Annotated in this window: 13 protein-coding genes; 6 read left to right on the forward strand and 7 right to left on the reverse strand. The window is 72.9% G+C overall.

Annotation, left to right across the window (positions count from 1 at the left end; all coding sequences use genetic code 11):
- Positions 1 to 15: 15 nt before the first annotated feature.
- Positions 16 to 492 carry a MarR family transcriptional regulator gene (locus ACERZO_RS14965; protein WP_372665230.1) on the forward strand — a complete coding sequence of 159 codons (477 nt, stop codon included), beginning with the start codon at positions 16 to 18 and terminating at the stop codon, positions 490 to 492.
- Positions 493 to 650: 158 nt separating this feature from the next.
- The gene (locus tag ACERZO_RS14970; protein WP_372665231.1) at positions 651 to 2,282 is read left to right on the forward strand and encodes an ABC-F family ATP-binding cassette domain-containing protein; all 1,632 of its coding nucleotides are present in this window, start codon (positions 651 to 653) and stop codon (positions 2,280 to 2,282) included.
- Between the two features lie 52 nt (positions 2,283 to 2,334).
- Here the strand turns inward: ACERZO_RS14970 and mshC are convergent, their stop codons facing one another.
- Positions 2,335 to 3,573 carry a cysteine--1-D-myo-inosityl 2-amino-2-deoxy-alpha-D-glucopyranoside ligase gene (gene mshC / locus ACERZO_RS14975; protein ID WP_372665232.1) on the reverse strand — a complete coding sequence of 413 codons (1,239 nt, stop codon included), beginning with the start codon at positions 3,571 to 3,573 and terminating at the stop codon, positions 2,335 to 2,337.
- A gap of 71 nt (positions 3,574 to 3,644) precedes the next feature.
- The gene (locus tag ACERZO_RS14980) at positions 3,645 to 4,403 is read right to left on the reverse strand and encodes a MerR family transcriptional regulator (RefSeq protein WP_372665233.1); all 759 of its coding nucleotides are present in this window, start codon (positions 4,401 to 4,403) and stop codon (positions 3,645 to 3,647) included.
- A gap of 129 nt (positions 4,404 to 4,532) precedes the next feature.
- Between ACERZO_RS14980 and ACERZO_RS14985 the strand changes: the two genes are divergently transcribed.
- Positions 4,533 to 5,867 carry a hypothetical protein gene (locus tag ACERZO_RS14985; RefSeq protein WP_372665234.1) on the forward strand — a complete coding sequence of 445 codons (1,335 nt, stop codon included), beginning with the start codon at positions 4,533 to 4,535 and terminating at the stop codon, positions 5,865 to 5,867.
- Positions 5,868 to 5,895: 28 nt separating this feature from the next.
- On the opposite strand, the gene ACERZO_RS14990 is transcribed toward ACERZO_RS14985, so the two are convergent.
- Both ACERZO_RS14990 and ACERZO_RS14995 read right to left on the reverse strand, forming a co-directional pair.
- Positions 5,896 to 7,860, reverse strand: a complete 1,965-nt coding sequence (locus ACERZO_RS14990; protein WP_372665235.1) for a hypothetical protein — start codon at positions 7,858 to 7,860, stop codon at positions 5,896 to 5,898.
- On the reverse strand, positions 7,857 to 9,254 hold the full coding sequence (locus ACERZO_RS14995; protein ID WP_372665236.1) for an ATP-binding protein: 1,398 nt from the start codon (positions 9,252 to 9,254) through the stop codon (positions 7,857 to 7,859). Before ACERZO_RS14995 ends, ACERZO_RS14990 begins: the two co-directional genes overlap by 4 nt.
- A gap of 100 nt (positions 9,255 to 9,354) precedes the next feature.
- Between ACERZO_RS14995 and ACERZO_RS15000 the strand changes: the two genes are divergently transcribed.
- Complete coding sequence (locus tag ACERZO_RS15000; protein WP_372665237.1) at positions 9,355 to 10,152, forward strand: hypothetical protein; 798 nt, start codon at positions 9,355 to 9,357, stop codon at positions 10,150 to 10,152.
- A 42-nt stretch (positions 10,153 to 10,194) separates the two neighbouring features.
- On the opposite strand, the gene ACERZO_RS15005 is transcribed toward ACERZO_RS15000, so the two are convergent.
- On the reverse strand, positions 10,195 to 11,238 hold the full coding sequence (locus ACERZO_RS15005) for a ferrochelatase (protein ID WP_372665238.1): 1,044 nt from the start codon (positions 11,236 to 11,238) through the stop codon (positions 10,195 to 10,197).
- An 86-nt stretch (positions 11,239 to 11,324) separates the two neighbouring features.
- Between ACERZO_RS15005 and ACERZO_RS15010 the strand changes: the two genes are divergently transcribed.
- Both ACERZO_RS15010 and ACERZO_RS15015 read left to right on the forward strand, forming a co-directional pair.
- Complete coding sequence (locus tag ACERZO_RS15010) at positions 11,325 to 11,906, forward strand: TetR/AcrR family transcriptional regulator (protein ID WP_372665239.1); 582 nt, start codon at positions 11,325 to 11,327, stop codon at positions 11,904 to 11,906.
- 72 nt (positions 11,907 to 11,978) lie between these two features.
- Positions 11,979 to 13,139: a Cmx/CmrA family chloramphenicol efflux MFS transporter gene (locus ACERZO_RS15015; protein ID WP_372665240.1), complete on the forward strand. Its 1,161-nt coding sequence runs from the start codon at positions 11,979 to 11,981 to the stop codon at positions 13,137 to 13,139.
- Positions 13,140 to 13,142: 3 nt separating this feature from the next.
- On the opposite strand, the gene fabI is transcribed toward ACERZO_RS15015, so the two are convergent.
- On the reverse strand, positions 13,143 to 13,910 hold the full coding sequence (gene fabI, locus ACERZO_RS15020) for an enoyl-ACP reductase FabI (RefSeq protein ID WP_285996419.1): 768 nt from the start codon (positions 13,908 to 13,910) through the stop codon (positions 13,143 to 13,145).
- A 34-nt stretch (positions 13,911 to 13,944) separates the two neighbouring features.
- Positions 13,945 to 14,649: a 3-oxoacyl-ACP reductase FabG gene (fabG, locus tag ACERZO_RS15025; RefSeq protein ID WP_372665241.1), complete on the reverse strand. Its 705-nt coding sequence runs from the start codon at positions 14,647 to 14,649 to the stop codon at positions 13,945 to 13,947.
- Positions 14,650 to 14,783 lie beyond the last annotated feature (134 nt).

Raw genomic sequence — 14,783 nt, forward strand, 5'->3', positions numbered from 1 at the left:
GACCTTGGATGGACGTTGCCCGACCAGCGCGAACTCGCCACCGCCGCCGCTCTCGCCCTCCCCCGGTTCGTGGGCTCGACCGCGCTCTTCCACGCCGCGGTCGCCGAGCGGATGGCCGTCACCCCCACCGAGCTGCACTGCCTGCACCTGCTCCACGGCGGCGTCAGCGACTCCCCGACCGAGCTCGCGCGGCTGCTCGGGATGTCCACCGGCGCGTTCACCCGGCTGCTCGACCGGATGGAGCAGCACCGGCTCGCCGAGCGCGCCCCGGATCCGGCGGACCGCCGCCGGCTCGTCGTGCGGCCGCTCCCCGACCGGATGGCCGAGCTCGCCGAGCTGTACGCGCCGATGGCCCGGTTCGTCGGCGAACGGCTCGCGCGCCTGGACCGCCGCCAGCTGACGGCGCTCGTCGGCTTCCTCACCGACGGCACCGCGGCGGCCGAGCGGGCCGCGGGCGACCTGCCGGATGTGACCCAGGCCATAACCCGTTGACTAACTCTACTGGTGTTGCGTTAACCTGGCTCCACTATGAGGAACTGAACCGCGCCCATCCCGCTTCCGAGGCGGCACCCGGTCGAGCCTGACGCTCCCGCGTGCCACGACGCCCGGCGGGATTTCCGCTTCTTCCCACCAGGGCCCGGTGATCGCACATGTCTACCCTCTTTCCCTTGCAGGCCAAGGACGTCGTCTTCGGCTACGGCACCCGCGTCGTCCTCGACGGCGTCTCGCTGACCGCGTCGGCCGGGCAGCGGCTCGGCCTGGTCGGCGAGAACGGCACCGGCAAGTCCACCCTGCTGCGGCTGCTCGCCGGGCTCGAGGAACCCCGCTCCGGCGAGGTGCTGCGCGGCCCGGACGTCGGGTTCCTGCTGCAGGAGCTGCCGTTCGGCATGGACGCGACCTTCGCCGACGTCCTCGACGACGCGCTGGCCGAAATCCGCGTCGCCGCGGCCCGGCTCGACGAGCTGACCACGGCGATGACCGACCGGCCCGACGACGCGGCGGTGCTGGACGAGTACGGCCGCGTCCTGGAATGGGCCCAAGCCCACGACCTCTGGGACGCCGACCGCCGCGCGAAGCTCGTCTGCGACGGGCTCGGCCTCGGCGGCGTCGAACCGGACCGCCGGCTCGGCACGCTGTCCGGCGGGCAGCGGTCCCGGCTCGGCTTGGCCGCGTTGCTGGTCCGGCGGCCGGAAACGCTGCTGCTGGACGAACCGACCAACCACCTCGACGACGCCGCGATGGACTTCCTGGAACGCCACCTCACCGAGCTGACCGGGATCGTCGTGCTGTCGTCGCACGACCGGGTGTTCCTCGACGCCGCCTGCACCGACATCGTCGACCTGGACCCGGCCGCGGCCGACCGCCAGGCCGGCGGCGCGGTCCGCTACGGCGGCAGCTACACCGACTACCTCGGGCACAAGAAGGCCGAGCGGGCGCGGTGGGAGCAGCGGTTCGCCGAAGAACAGGAGGAGCTGAAGGAGCTGCGGGAGACCGTCGCGGTCACCGCGCGGAACGTCGCCTACGGCCGCGGCCCGCGCGACAACGACAAGTTCATCCACCACTTCAAGGGCGCCCGCGTCCAGAAGACGATCTCGCGACGGGTGCGCGACGCCGAGCAGCGGCTGGAGAACCTGGAACGCGACCAGGTGCGCAAACCCCCGGCGCCGCTGCGGTTCCGGGCCGAGCTCACCGGGCACGCGAGCGGCGACGGACCGGCGATCTCGGTGCGGGACCTGGACGTCCCCGGGCGGCTCCGGTTGCCGCGCCTCGACGTCGACAGTTCGGCGCGGCTGCTCGTCACCGGCGGGAACGGAGCCGGGAAGTCGACACTGCTGTCCGTCCTCGCGGGACACCTGACCCCGGCCGGCGGAACGGTCCACTTCGGACACGACGTCCGCGTCGGGCTGCTGGAGCAGGACGTCGTGTTCGCCGGACCGGAGCGGACGGCAGCGCGGGTGTACCGGGACACGCTCGGCGAGGACGCTCCCCCGCTGAGCCACCTCGGGCTGCTGGCGTCCCGGGATCTCCGGCAGCCGGTCGGAGCGCTCTCGGTCGGTCAGCGGCGACGGCTGGCGCTGGCGATCCTGCTCGCCGAGCCGCCGGACGTGCTGCTGCTGGACGAGCCGACGAACCACATTTCGCTGACCCTGGCGGAAGAGTTGTTCACGGCGCTCGAGACGGCACCCGGCGCGGTCGTCATCGCGTCCCACGACCGGTGGCTGCGCCGGGACTGGGCGGGCGACCACCTGGAGCTGGCCGCAGGCCGGCCCGTGGCGGTATAGGTCGTTATACACGAGGAGGGCCCGGCAGCGCGCCGGGCCCTCCTCGTGGTCGTCAGAGGGTGATGCCGAGCAGGGCGTCGACCGCGATGCGGATCAGGCCGGGCGCCGTCGCGTCCGTGCCGTCGCGGCGCAGCGCCTCGCTCGCCCACGCGTCGATCGCCGCCAGGGCCTTCGGCGTGTCGAGGTCGTCGGAGAGGTGGTCGCGCAGCCGGGCGATCGTGTCCTCGGCCGACGGGCCGGCCGGCAGCGAGACGGCTTCGCGCCAGCGGGCCAGCCGGGCCTCCGCCTCGGTCAGCAGGCCGGCCGTCCAGGCGCGGTCCTCGCGGTAGTGGCCGGCGAACAGCGCCAGCCGGATCGCGGCCGGGTCGACCTGGTCGGCCCGCAGCCGCGAGACGAACACCAGGTTCCCGCGCGACTTCGACATCTTCTCGCCGTCGAGGCCGATCATCCCGGCGTGGACGTAGTGGCGGGCGAACGGCCCGTCCTTGGCGACGGCCTCGGCGTGCGCCGCGCTGTACTCGTGGTGCGGGAAGATCAGGTCCGAGCCGCCGCCCTGGAGGTCGAACCCGAGGCCCAGCCGGTTGACCGCGATCGCGCTGCACTCGATGTGCCAGCCCGGCCGGCCCGGGCCGAGCTCGGACTCCCACGACGGCTCACCCTCGCGGGCCACGCGCCACAGCAGCGCGTCCAGCGGGTGACGCTTGCCGGCGCGGTCGGGGTCGCCGCCGCGCTCGGCGAAGAACTTGGTCATGGTCGGCTCGTCGTAGTTCGACTCGTAGCCGAACTTCCCCGTCGCCGTGTGGTCGAAGTAGACGTCCGGGAACTCCGGGTCGTCGGCCCGGTAGGCGGCACCGTTGGCCAGGAGCTTCGCGATGACCTCGACGATCTCCGGGATGCTCTCCACCGCGCCGACGAACTGCTTCGGCGGGAGGACGCGCAGTGCGGTCATGTCCTCGCGGAACAGCGCCGTCTCGCGCATGCCCAGCACGACCCAGTCGTCCTGGTCGCGCTGGGCCCGCTCGAGCAGCGGCTCGTCGATGTCCGTGACGTTCTGCACGTAGTGGACGTCGTGCCCGTTGTCCCGCCACACGCGGTTCACCAGGTCGAAGGCCAGGTACGTCGCGGCGTGCCCCAGATGCGTCGCGTCGTAGGGCGTGATGCCGCAGACGTACATCCGGGCGGTGGCGCCGGGCGCGGTCGGGCGGATCTGCCCGGTGGCCGTGTCGTGGAGCCGCAGCGGGCGGGGGGTGCCGGGGATGCGGGGCACGTCGACCGATGACCAAGTCTGCATACCCTCGACTGTAAGCGTTCGCTCCGGCACCCTCCCGCCCGGTGGGACTCCTCCCCCACGTGGAGCAGCGGTTATCGCCGGCGTGCGACGTTCGCCACGATGGCGTCGCGGACGAACTCCCCGACGCCGGGGCGCTGTTCCTCCTCGCGGACCAGGAACCCGAGCTGGACGGGCTCGGTGACGTACAGCTCGGCGATGCGCCGCTGCGTCTCGTACGAGCACTCGCCCAGCACGCGGGCGAGCATCGCGCGGTGCTCCTCGGCGAGGTCCATCGCCTCGGGGCCGTCCGGCGCGCCGCCCGCGTCGCGCAGGGCGGTGAGCCGCCGCACCCAGTCCTGGCGGACCGCTTCGCCGGCCGCCAGGTCCTCCTTGGACGGTGGCGTCGCGCCCTGCCACTCGGGCGTGCCGCCCCACCGGCGAGCGGCTTCCTCCGCGTAGCCGTCCGGTTCGCGGAACCCGCCGAACACTTCGAACTTCTCCTCGGGCGTCAGTGCGTTGCCCATGGCTCTCGCCTCCATCACGCGATCGACGGCCGCGACCATCCGCCCGAGCTCGCCCATCCGCGCCACCAGCAGCTCCCGCTGCTTCTCCAGGTGCGCGTCGGCGTCGATGCCCGGGTCGTCGACGAGGGTCGCGATCGTCTCGAGGGGGAACCCGAGCTCCCGGTAGAACAGGATGCGCTGCAGCCGGTCGAGATCGTCGTCGTCGTAGCTGCGGTACCCGGCGTGCGTCCGGCCGCTCGGGCTGAGCAGGCCGATCTCGTCGTAGTGGTGCAGCGTCCGGACGGTGATCCCGGCCAGTGCGGCGACCTTGCCCACGGGATGCCCCATCGGTTTCCCTCTTCCTCTCCGGCCTCTTCGGCCCTTGCGGAGACCACGGTGGTGCCTCACGCGACGTGAGGGTCAAGCGTCACCCTTCCGCAACCGCCGTCGCGCGACGAGCGCGGTTAGCCTGACCCGATGGGCACCATGATCGTCTTGGGCGGTGCGGTCGCCGTGATCGCGCTGGTCACGGCGGTCGTGCTGCTTCGGCTGCGCCGGGCGCGTCCCCGGCCGGTGCTCGGCCCGGTGCCTCGCGAACCCCGTTCCGCGGTGCGCCGCGACGACCTGCTCGCGAAGATCGACGAGACGTTCCGCGCCGGCCGTTCCTGCGTCCTGCTGGGCCGCGGCGGGGTGGGCAAGACGCACGTCGCCGCCGCGTTCGTCCGCGAAAGCCGCTCGCCGGTGCTCTGGGTGGCGGCGGCCGACCCGGCGAACACCGCCCGCGCCTATGCGGAACTCGCCCGGCAGCACGGCTTGTCCGGCCCCGACGCGGGTCTCGCGTGGCTCGACGGGCGCGACGGCGCCGTCGTGGTGTTCGACGGCCCGACCGACCCGGACGCGCTCACCCGGTGGCTGCCGGCCCGGGCCCGGGTCCTGGTGACCACCACGGTGCCGGACTTCGAAATCCTCGGCGCCACGGTGCCGGTCACCGGCTTCGACCCGGCCACCGCCGCCGGTTTCCTGCACGCGCGGTCCGGCCGCGACGCCGACGCCGCCGACGTCGCCCGCGAACTCGGCTACCTGCCGCTGGCGCTGGCCCAGGCCGGTGGGGTGATCCGGGCGTCGGGCTCCACGGAATACCTGGACCGGCTGCCGGGCGCGCTGGTGCTGGAGCGCGAACCGGGTGAGGACCATTCGCCCTGGGTCGAGGACACCACGCTCGCGGCGCTGCGCACCGTCGCCGCGCGGGACGGCCGGGCCGCGGTCGTCGCCGAGCTCCTGGCCGTGCTGGCGCCGCGGGGTGTGCGGCGGACCCTGGTGCACCGGGCCGGCCCGGACCCGGTGGCGGTGGACACCGCGCTGGCCGGGCTGGAGGCCGCGTCGCTCGCGGAGTTCGACGTCCGCGGCGAAGTCGTGACGATGCACCGCCTGACCCGGCGCGCGGTGCTGGGGCTGCTGCACGCGGAAGAACGCCTGGCCGAGGTGCTCGACCGGGCGTTCGCCGTGCTGGACACCGAAGACACGGCCGATCTCGCCGACCACGCCGCCGCGCTGTGGCGGCACTTCCGGGCGCTGCCGTCGGTGTCGGCGGGCCCGCGGCTCGGCCCGATCCTGCGGCTGCGGCGCCGGTCGGTCGACCTCCTGGTGGCGGAAAGGGCGTTCACGCAGGCCGGTGCGCTCGGCCGCGAGGTGCTCGCCGACCACGAGGCGTACCTGCCGGCCGGGCACGACGACACCGCGCGCGCCGCCCGGTCGCTGGACCGGGCGGCGAACCCGCCGGCGCCGGGCCGGCATCGCCGGGTGCGCGGGTAGCCGCCGACCACCCGATCCCCGACCCGCCTCAGCGCCGCCGGGTGCGCAGGTAGTCGCCGACCACCGCGGCGCCCAGACCGTCGAGGTCCGGGGCCACCACCCGGCCGCCCGACCGCCGCGCGATGACGTCGACGAACGCCGTCAGGCGCGGGTCGTCACCGAGGCGGAACACCGTCACCGACGCGCCCAGCTTGGCCAGCCGGTCCACTTCGGACAGTGTCTTGTGGAGGGTCCGCGGCTGGGGCGGGTAGTCGAAGACCGCCTCGCCGTCCGGTTCCAGGTGGGCGGTCGGCTCGCCGTCGGTGACCATCAGCACCACCGGCTGGGCGTCCGGGTGCCGGCGCAGGTGCTGCCCGGCGAGCAGCAGCCCGTGGTGGGCGTTGGTGCCCTGCTCCCACGCACCCTCCAGGCCGACCAGCTCCGGCAGCTCCACCGACTGGGCGTAGCGGCCGAACGAGATCAGCTGCAGCGCGTCGTTGCGGAAGCGCGTGCTGATCAGCTGGTGCAGCGCGAGCGCGGTGCGCTTCATCGGCAGCCAGCGGCCTTCCTGCACCATCGACCAGGACGTGTCGACGAGCAGCGCGACCGCCGCCCGGGAGCGGTGTTCGGTCTCGACCACTTCGACGTCCTCGACGTCGAGCCGGACCTGCCGCTCCCCCACCGAGACCGAGCGCAGCACGGCGTTGCGGATGGTCCGCGGCACGTCCCAGGGCTGCATGTCCCCGAACCGCCACGGCCGCGACGCGCCGGTGGGCTCGCCGGCCGCGCCCGCCGACTCGGTCTCGCGGTCGCCGGTCTTGCCGCGCAACGCGTTCACGATGTCGGCCAGCGCCGTCTCGCCGAGGCGCCGCAACGCCTTGGGCGACAACCGGAGCGACCCGTCGGCGGCCCGTTCGAACAGGCCCTGGCGGCGCAGCTCACGCTCCAGTTCGGACAGTCGCCGGGCGTCGACGCCGGCGTCCTTGCCGAGCTGGCGTTCGAGCGCCTCCAGGTCGATGTCCTCCAGGCTCGCGCCCGGGTAGGACTGGCTCAGCTGCTCGGCCAGCGCGTCCAGCTCGGCGAGGTCCGCCATCGCCTGGGCGCCTTCGCCCATGCCCAGCGGGTTGTTGCCGCGGAAGCGTTCCGAGCCGGTCCAGTCCTCGCCGGGCCGCGCGGCCCGCAGCTGACTGTCCAATTGGGACAGCTGCTGCGCGAGCCGCGGGTCGCCGAACGCCTGCTGGGTCAGCTCGGCGAGCTCCGCGCGCTGCTCGGCCGACATCGAGTTGAGCATCCGCTGCGCCGCGGCGGACCGCTCGGCGAGCGCGTCGATCAGTTCTTCGACGTTCCGCGGGTTCTCCGGGAAGAACTCGCCGTGCTTGGACATGAAGTCCTCGAAGCGCTCCTGGATGTCTTCGGCGCCTTGGGCGTGCGCGGCGAGCAGGTCGTTGAGGTCGGAGAGCATCTCGTTGATCCGCTCGACGTCCTCGGGCCCGGCGTTCTGCAGCGCCTGCTTCATGCCCTGGAAGCGCGACTCCATCAGCTCCTGGCCGAGCAGGTCGCGGATCTGCTGGTAGTTCTCCCGGCCTTGCTCGGAGCGCCAGTCGTAGTTCGCCAGCTCGTTGACCGCGGCGGCGGTGCCCGACGGGAGCGCGTCGAGCTGGGCCTCGCGGAAGCGGGCTTCGTCGTCCGGGTCCGGGAACAGCTCCCGGCGTTCGGCGTCGAGGGCCTCCTGCAGGAGGCGCTGGACCTCCTGGAGGGTGCCGTTCAGGTTGTTGCGGCGCTGGATCTGCGACCGGCGCTGCCACAGGCGCCGGGTCAGCTCGTCCAGGCCGGACGTGCGCTCGGTGCCGCGCCGGAGCAGCTCCTCCAGCGCGGACCGCGGCGACGCCCCGGCCATCACCTCGCGGCCGATCTCGTCGAGCGCGTCGCGCAGGTCGGCCGGGGGCGCGAGCGGGTCCGGCCCGTCGTGCCACGGGCCGTAGGAGTAGCCGTCGGGAAGCGGGACCGCGGTCATCGGCCGTAGACGGTCGTCGCGTCGTCGGAGTCCTTGGCCAGCCGGCGCGCCAGGAACAGCGATTCGAGGGCGAGCTCGACGGCGGCCGCGATCCGCCCGGCGGGCTCGTCGGCGGACACGCCGGCGCGCTGGGCGACCTCGTGCAGCACCGGGAGCTCCGGCAGGGCCGCGAGGACGTCCTTGGCGGGGATGCGCTCGCCGGTGGCGACCAGGTGGCCCTCCTCGACGGCGTCGGCCAGCGGACGCAGGTCCAGCCCCGCGAAGCGGCCACGGGCCGTCTCGGCGATCGCCCGGCGCATCAGGTGCACGAGGTGCTCGACCTCGCGGCCCTCTTCGCCGGGTTCGAACTCGATCTTGCCCCGCAGCACGGACGGGACGGCGTCGAGGTCGACCGGACGCGCCACGGCGGGCTCTTCCCCGGTCAGGGCGGCGCGGCGCAGGGCCGCGGCCGCCACGGTCTCCGCCGCCGCGACGGCGAACCGGGCCGACACGCCCGAACGCTGGTCGATGACGGTGGATTCGCGGAGGTTCCGGACGAACCGGGCGAGCACCTCCAGCAGCGGCTCGCCGACTTCGGCGACGAGATTGGCTTCCTGTTTGACGACGGCGACCTCAGCCTCGACGTCCAGGGGGTAGTGGGTGCGGATCTCGGCGCCGAAGCGGTCCTTCAGCGGGGTGATGATCCGGCCGCGGTTGGTGTAGTCCTCGGGGTTCGCGGTCGCGACGAGCAGGACGTCCAGGGGCAGTCGCAGCGTGTAGCCGCGGACCTGGATGTCGCGCTCCTCCATCACGTTGAGCAGCGCGACCTGGATGCGCTCGGCGAGGTCGGGCAGCTCGTTGATGGCGACGATGCCGCGGTGGGCACGCGGGACCAGACCGAAGTGGATGGTCTCGGGGTCGCCGAGGCTGCGGCCTTCGGCGACCTTCACCGGGTCGACGTCGCCGATCAGGTCGCCGACGGAGGTGTCCGGCGTGGCGAGCTTCTCGGTGTAGCGCTCGGAGCGGTGGCGCCAGGCCACGGGCAGGTCGTCGCCGAGTTCGGCGGCGCGGCGCAGCGACGCGGGCGTGATCGGCTGCAGCGGGTGTTCGCCCAGCTCGGAGCCCTCGATGACGGGGGTCCACTCGTCGAGCAGGCCGGCGAGGGTGCGCAGCAAGCGGGTCTTGCCCTGGCCGCGTTCGCCGAGCAGGACGACGTCGTGGCCGGCCAGCAGCGCGCGCTCGAGCTGCGGCAGCACGGTGCGGGAGAAGCCGACGATGCCGGGCCAGGCGTCCTCGCCGTTCTTGAGGGCGGTCAGCAGGTTGTCGTGGATCTCTTGCGCGATCGGGCGCGGCTCGTACCCGGCCGCGCGCAGGGCCCCGGCGGTGCGGGGAAGAGCGTCTGGAACAGCGTTCACCCGTTCGACGCTACTGCGGGATCGCCGGTGCGTCGACGTGGAGCGACTCCAGCGTGGGCGCACTGCTGTGTTGCCGGCCGGCCCGGTAAAATAGGGCGTCGTGTGCCGTCCCAGTGCGACTTTCGCCGTCTGGTCCTCCGCGTGGCTCAACGGAGCCGCCGCGTCCGACGATGTGCTCGACGCCCTGCTCGCGTGGGGTGAGGCCCATGACGTGGTGGCCGCCGACGCCCCCGCGGCGGAGGCGTTCGAGCTGCCGCTGGCGTTCAACCGCGCGGCCACCCCGGTCCAGCTCCTGATGGCGTTGCGTTCGCAGGGAGCGAAAAGCATGCAGCTGGTCCTCCCGGTCCCGGGCGACGTCCGCGGCCTCGGCGGCGGAGGCCCGTTCACGGAGGCGGCCCTGCGCGCGGGCGACGCGGTGGTGCTGGCGGACCTCGGCTTCGGGCTGGTGCCGGAGCCGATCGCCGAGGGTCTGGTCCGGTGGACGGTGTACTCGCTGTCTTCGCCTTCGGCGCTCGAGTACGTCGGGCTGGGCGAAGCCGAGCATGGCCTGACGGACGCGATCCGGAACAGCGCGGGGGCGCTGCAGGCGTTGGACGTGGCCTCGGACCGGCCGGGGGTGCGGGCGGAGCTGTCGGCGCACTTGCGGTCGCGGCCGGACGTGGACTGGCCCGCGGGGACGCCGGGGCGGGCGTTGCGGGTGTTGCAGCGCGCGGAGGAGATCGCGGCGATCTTGGCGATCGCGTCATCGGATGACCCGGGTGGGGCGATCTCGGCTTCGGCGTCGACGTTGCGGGCCCAGGCGCTGCGGCCGTTGTCGGACGCGGTGCGGACGGCCCGGTGCGCGGCGGTCAACGAGGCCGTGCGGGTGTTCGCGGAGTCCACGGCCCGCGAGGGCTGAAGTTTCGAGCGCCCCAAGGCTGCCTTGGGGCGCTCGTCAACGTCAGCGAGTCGGGCGCTTGGCCGGCTCGCAGCAGCCCACCGCGCAAGGCGCGCCATTGATCGTGCAGCCCGCCACCGGGAACGGGGACAGCTTCCGCGGCTCCACCCCGTGCGTGTGCTCCCTGACCAGCTCCACCACCAGCTCCGCGAACCTCGGGTCCGAGCCCGCCGTCGCCGCGCGGGCGAACTTCATCCCGTGTTCCGCCGCTCGCTCGGCTGCCTCGTTGTCCAGGTCCCAGATCACCTCGAGGTGGTCCGACACGAACCCGATCGGTGACACCACCACGCCGGGGACGCCCGAAGCGTGCAGTGCGTCGATGTGGTCGACGATGTCCGGCTCCAGCCACGGCACCTGCGGCGGCCCCGACCTCGACTGCCACACGACGTCGTACTCCGAAATCCCCGCCGATGCCGCCACCAGGCGGGCCGCCTCGGCGATCTGGCGCGAGTAGCGGTGGCCGCCCTCCGACGGGGGGCCCGAGGCGCGGTCCGCGCTCGACGGGACCGAGTGCGCCGTGAACACCGTGCGGATCCCCGGCTCGTCGCCCAGCGACGCGTGGGCCGCGCGAACGCCGTCCGCCACCGCCGAGACGAACAGCGGGTGGTCGAAGAACTGGCGGATCTTCACCATTTCGGGCGCCCCGGAACCGACCGCCGCGCGGGCACGCTCGATGTCCTCGTCGTACTGGCGGCACGCCGAGTACCCGCCGTACGCGCTCGTGGGGAACACCAGGACCCGCGAAGCGCCGGAAGAAGCCAGCGATGCCAGCGTGTCCTCGACCATCGGGTGCCAGTTGCGGTTGCCGAAGTGCACCGGCAGGTCGATGCCGGCCGCGGCGAGCTGCTTCTCGACCGCCGCCATCGCGTCGCGGTTCAGCCGGTTGATCGGCGACACCCCGCCGAAGTGCTGGTAGTGCTCCGCGACTTCGAGCAGCCGCTCCCGCGGCACGCCCCGGCCCCTGGTGACGTTCTCGAGGAACGGCATGACGTCGTCGGGCCCTTCCGGACCGCCGAACGAAAGCCACAGCAACGCGTCGTATCCCACCCCGTCATCTTGCCGATGTGGCGGCCCGCACGCTGACGCGGGCCCGTTGTGAATCGCTCAGTCCAAAACTCTGCTACGCTCACCTCATGGCCAGGCCACGGGAGTTCGACGAGACCGCCGCCGTCGAGAAGGCGATGCACGCCTTCTGGGAGCACGGCTACGAAGCGACGTCCACGCAGGACTTGTGCGACGCCACCGGACTCGGCCGCAGCAGCGTCTACAACACGTTCACCAGCAAGCGAACCCTCTTCCGCCGCTCGCTCACGCACTACACGAGCACCCAGCTCGGCAAGCGGCAAGCGGTCCTCGACGGCCCCGGCACCGCGGCCGAGCGGCTCGCCGCGGTGCTCGACCAGACCATCGAAGACGACGTCGACCAGCGCCGCCGCGGTTGCCTCGTGGTCAACACCCTGGCCGAGCTCGGCCTGCCCGACGACGAAGTGGGCGCGGCCCTGCGGGAGGACACCGAGCGGAACCTGGTCATGTTCGCCGAGTGCGTCCGCGAAGGCGTGCTCGACGGCAGCCTCCGGGACGGCCTCGACCCGGCCGACGTGGCTGAGTTCCTGCTCAGCACCACCTCGGGCCTGCGCGTGATGGCCCGCCGGGGCACCAGCCGCGAGAGCATGCACGCCGTCGCGGACCTCGCGCTGGCGGCCCTCACGCGCTGAGCACCTCACAACAACCACAAAGAACCACGCCCTGATTTTGGACTGTTCAATACACAACCGGGAGGAACCCTCATGCCCCTGGCCGTCTTCGTCCTCGGGCTCAGCGTGTTCGCGCTGGGCACGTCCGAGTTCATGATCACCGGCCTGCTCCCCGGGATGGCCGCCGACCTCGGCGTGAGCATCCCCGACGCCGGCCTGCTGATCTCCGCGTTCGCGATCGGCATGGTCGTCGGGGCGCCGCTGCTGGCGATCGGCACCCTGCGGCTCCCCCGCCGCCGGACGCTCCTCGCGCTGCTCGCCGTCTTCTTCGGCGCGCACGTCGTCGGCGCCCTAACCGAGGGGTACGCCCTCCTCTTCGCGACGCGGGTGGTCGCCGCCCTCGCGTGCGCCGGGTTCTGGGCCGTCGCCCTGGCGACCACGATCGCCCTCGTGCCCGTCGAACGGCGTGGGCGCGCGATGGCGGTGCTGGTCGGCGGGCTGACCGTCGCGAACATCGCCGGTGTGCCGGCGGGGACGTTCCTCGGCCAGCACGCGGGCTGGCGGACGGCCTTCTGGGCGGTGGCGGCGGTGACGCTGCTCGCGGTGGTGGGCGTGGCGCTGCTGGTGCCGGAGACCACCGGTGGCCCGGTGAGCCTCCGCGGTGAGCTGCGGCTGTACCGCCGGGGCCGGGTCTGGCTCGCGCTCGGCGTGATCGCCTTGTGCCAGGCCATGATCTTCGCCGCGTTCAGCTACCTGGCGCCGTTGCTGACCGAGACCGACGGCCTGCCCGCGGAGTGGGTGCCGGGTGTCCTGGCGCTGTTCGGTGTCGGTGCGCTGATCGGGATCAGCGTGGGCGGGCGGCAGGCCGACCGGCGGCCGTTCGCCACGCTCTACGGCTGCCTCGCCCTCGCACTGACCGCGTTGCTCGTGCTCGCCCTCACCACCGACGCGCTCGTCGCCGTCGTGGCCGTGCTCGCCTTCGGCGTGGCCGCGTTCGGCGCCAACCCGGCGCTGAACCTGCGCGCCTTCCAAGCCGCCGGTGACGCGCCGACGCTCGTCGGCGCCAGCACCACCTCGGCGTTCAACGTCGGCAACACGATCGGCCCGTGGCTGGGCGGCGTCGCGATCGACGCCGGGCTCGGGTTCCCGAGCGTGGCCTGGACCGGCGTGCTCCTCGGCGCGGGAACCCTGGCCGCGCTCACGGTCGCCGCCGCCGCCGAGCGGAGCGGCGACCGTGAGCCGGTCGCTGTCTGAGGCTCAGACGCCCAGGAAGTGGACCCCGCCGTCGACCATGATCATCGAGCCGGTGGTGGCGGGGAGCCAGTCCGACAGCACCGCGCAGACGCTCTTCGCCACCGGGTCCGGGTCCGTGCTGTCCCAGCCGAGCGGCGCGCGCTCGCCCCAGCCGTCCTCCAGGTCGACGAAGCCCGGGATGGACTTGGCGGCCATCGTCTTCATCGGGCCCGCGCTGACCAGGTTGACGCGGATGCCCTGCGGCCCCAGCTCCTTGGCCAGGTACCGGTTGACCGACTCGAGACCGGCCTTCGCGACGCCCATCCAGTTGTAGACCGGCCACGCGACGCGCGCGTCGAAGTCCATGCCGACGTACGACGCGCCCCGGCCGAGCAGCGGCAGGCAGGCCTTCGCCAGCGACATGTACGAGTACGTCGAGATCTCGATCGCGGTCTTGACGTCCTCGGCGGGCGCGTCGAGGAACGGCGCGCCGAGGCAGGTCTGCGGGGCGAAGCCGATCGAGTGCAGCACGCCGTCGAGGCCGTCGACGTGCTCGCGGACCTTGTCGGCGAGGCCGTCGAGGTGCTCCTGGTTCGTCACGTCCAGCTCGATCACGGGTGCCTCTTCGGGGAGGCGCTTCGCGATGCGCTCGACGAGCGACATGCGGCCGAAGCCGGTCAGCACCACCTTCGCGCCCTCCTGCTGCGCGATCTTGGCCGCGTGGAAGGCGAGCGAAGCGTCGGTGATGATGCCGGTGATCAGCAGGCGCTTGCCTTCGAGCAGTCCGGGCACAGGTCCTCCAAGTCTTGGTTGCGGATGGGAAATGTCAGTGACCGATGCCGAGGCCGCCGTCGACCGGCAGCACCGCGCCGTTGACGTAGCCGGCTTCCTCGGAGGCCAGGTAGCGCACCGCGGCGGCGATCTCCGACGGCTCGGCGTACCGGCCGGAGGGCACCTGCGCGAGGATCTCCTTCTTGCGCGCCTCGGGCAGTTCGTCGGTCATGTCGGTGTGCACGAAGCCGGGGGCGATGACGTTCGAGGTGATGTTGCGGGAGCCGAGCTCGCGCGCCAGTGAACGCGAGAAGCCGACCAGGCCGGCCTTCGACGCCGCGTAGTTGGCCTGGCCCGCCGAGCCGGAGAGGCCGACCACCGAGGAGATGAAGACGAACCGGCCCCACTTGCCGCGCAGCATGCCGCGGGAGGCCCGCTTCGCGACGCGGAAGGCACCGGTGAGGTTCGCGTTGATGACCCGTTCGAACTGCTCGTCGCTCATGCGCATCAGCAGCGTGTCGTCGGTCAGCCCGGCGTTGGACACCAGCACTTCGACCGGGCCCTGGTGCTCCTCGACGAGCTTGAACGCCGCGTCGACCTGCTCGGTGTCGGTGACGTCCGCCTGGACCCCGAACAGCCCCTCGGACGCGCCCGAGCCACGGTGCGTGACGGCGACCCGGTGACCCTGCTCCGCCAGGTCCCGGGCGATCGCCAGACCGATGCCCCGGTTGCCCCCGGTGACCAGAACCGACCGTCCCACAGTGTTCTCCCTCTTCGTCGACGTGCGCTGATGCCGGGCACGAGGTTATCGGCAGCTCCGCCGCGCCGCGCACCCGCGCCCGGCGGTGCCCGCGACCGCCCTAAGCGGGTGTTAGGAACTGCCTCCCGACCTTG

Source organism: Amycolatopsis kentuckyensis, from assembly GCF_041679295.1.
Taxonomy (GTDB): Bacteria; Actinomycetota; Actinomycetes; order Mycobacteriales; family Pseudonocardiaceae; genus Amycolatopsis; species Amycolatopsis kentuckyensis_A.

Bases quoted from the DNA above. Each gene is read 5' to 3' on its own strand.
- ACERZO_RS14970 (WP_372665231.1), top strand. From the start codon at position 651: ATGTCTACCCTCTTTCCCTTGCAGGCCAAGGACGTCGTCTTCGGCTAC.
- mshC (WP_372665232.1), bottom strand. From the start codon at position 3,573: ATGCAGACTTGGTCATCGGTCGACGTGCCCCGCATCCCCGGCACCCCC.
- ACERZO_RS14980 (WP_372665233.1), bottom strand. From the start codon at position 4,403: ATGGGGCATCCCGTGGGCAAGGTCGCCGCACTGGCCGGGATCACCGTC.
- ACERZO_RS14985 (WP_372665234.1), top strand. From the start codon at position 4,533: ATGGGCACCATGATCGTCTTGGGCGGTGCGGTCGCCGTGATCGCGCTG.
- ACERZO_RS14990 (WP_372665235.1), bottom strand. From the start codon at position 7,860: ATGACCGCGGTCCCGCTTCCCGACGGCTACTCCTACGGCCCGTGGCAC.
- ACERZO_RS15010 (WP_372665239.1), top strand. From the start codon at position 11,325: ATGGCCAGGCCACGGGAGTTCGACGAGACCGCCGCCGTCGAGAAGGCG.
- ACERZO_RS15015 (WP_372665240.1), top strand. From the start codon at position 11,979: ATGCCCCTGGCCGTCTTCGTCCTCGGGCTCAGCGTGTTCGCGCTGGGC.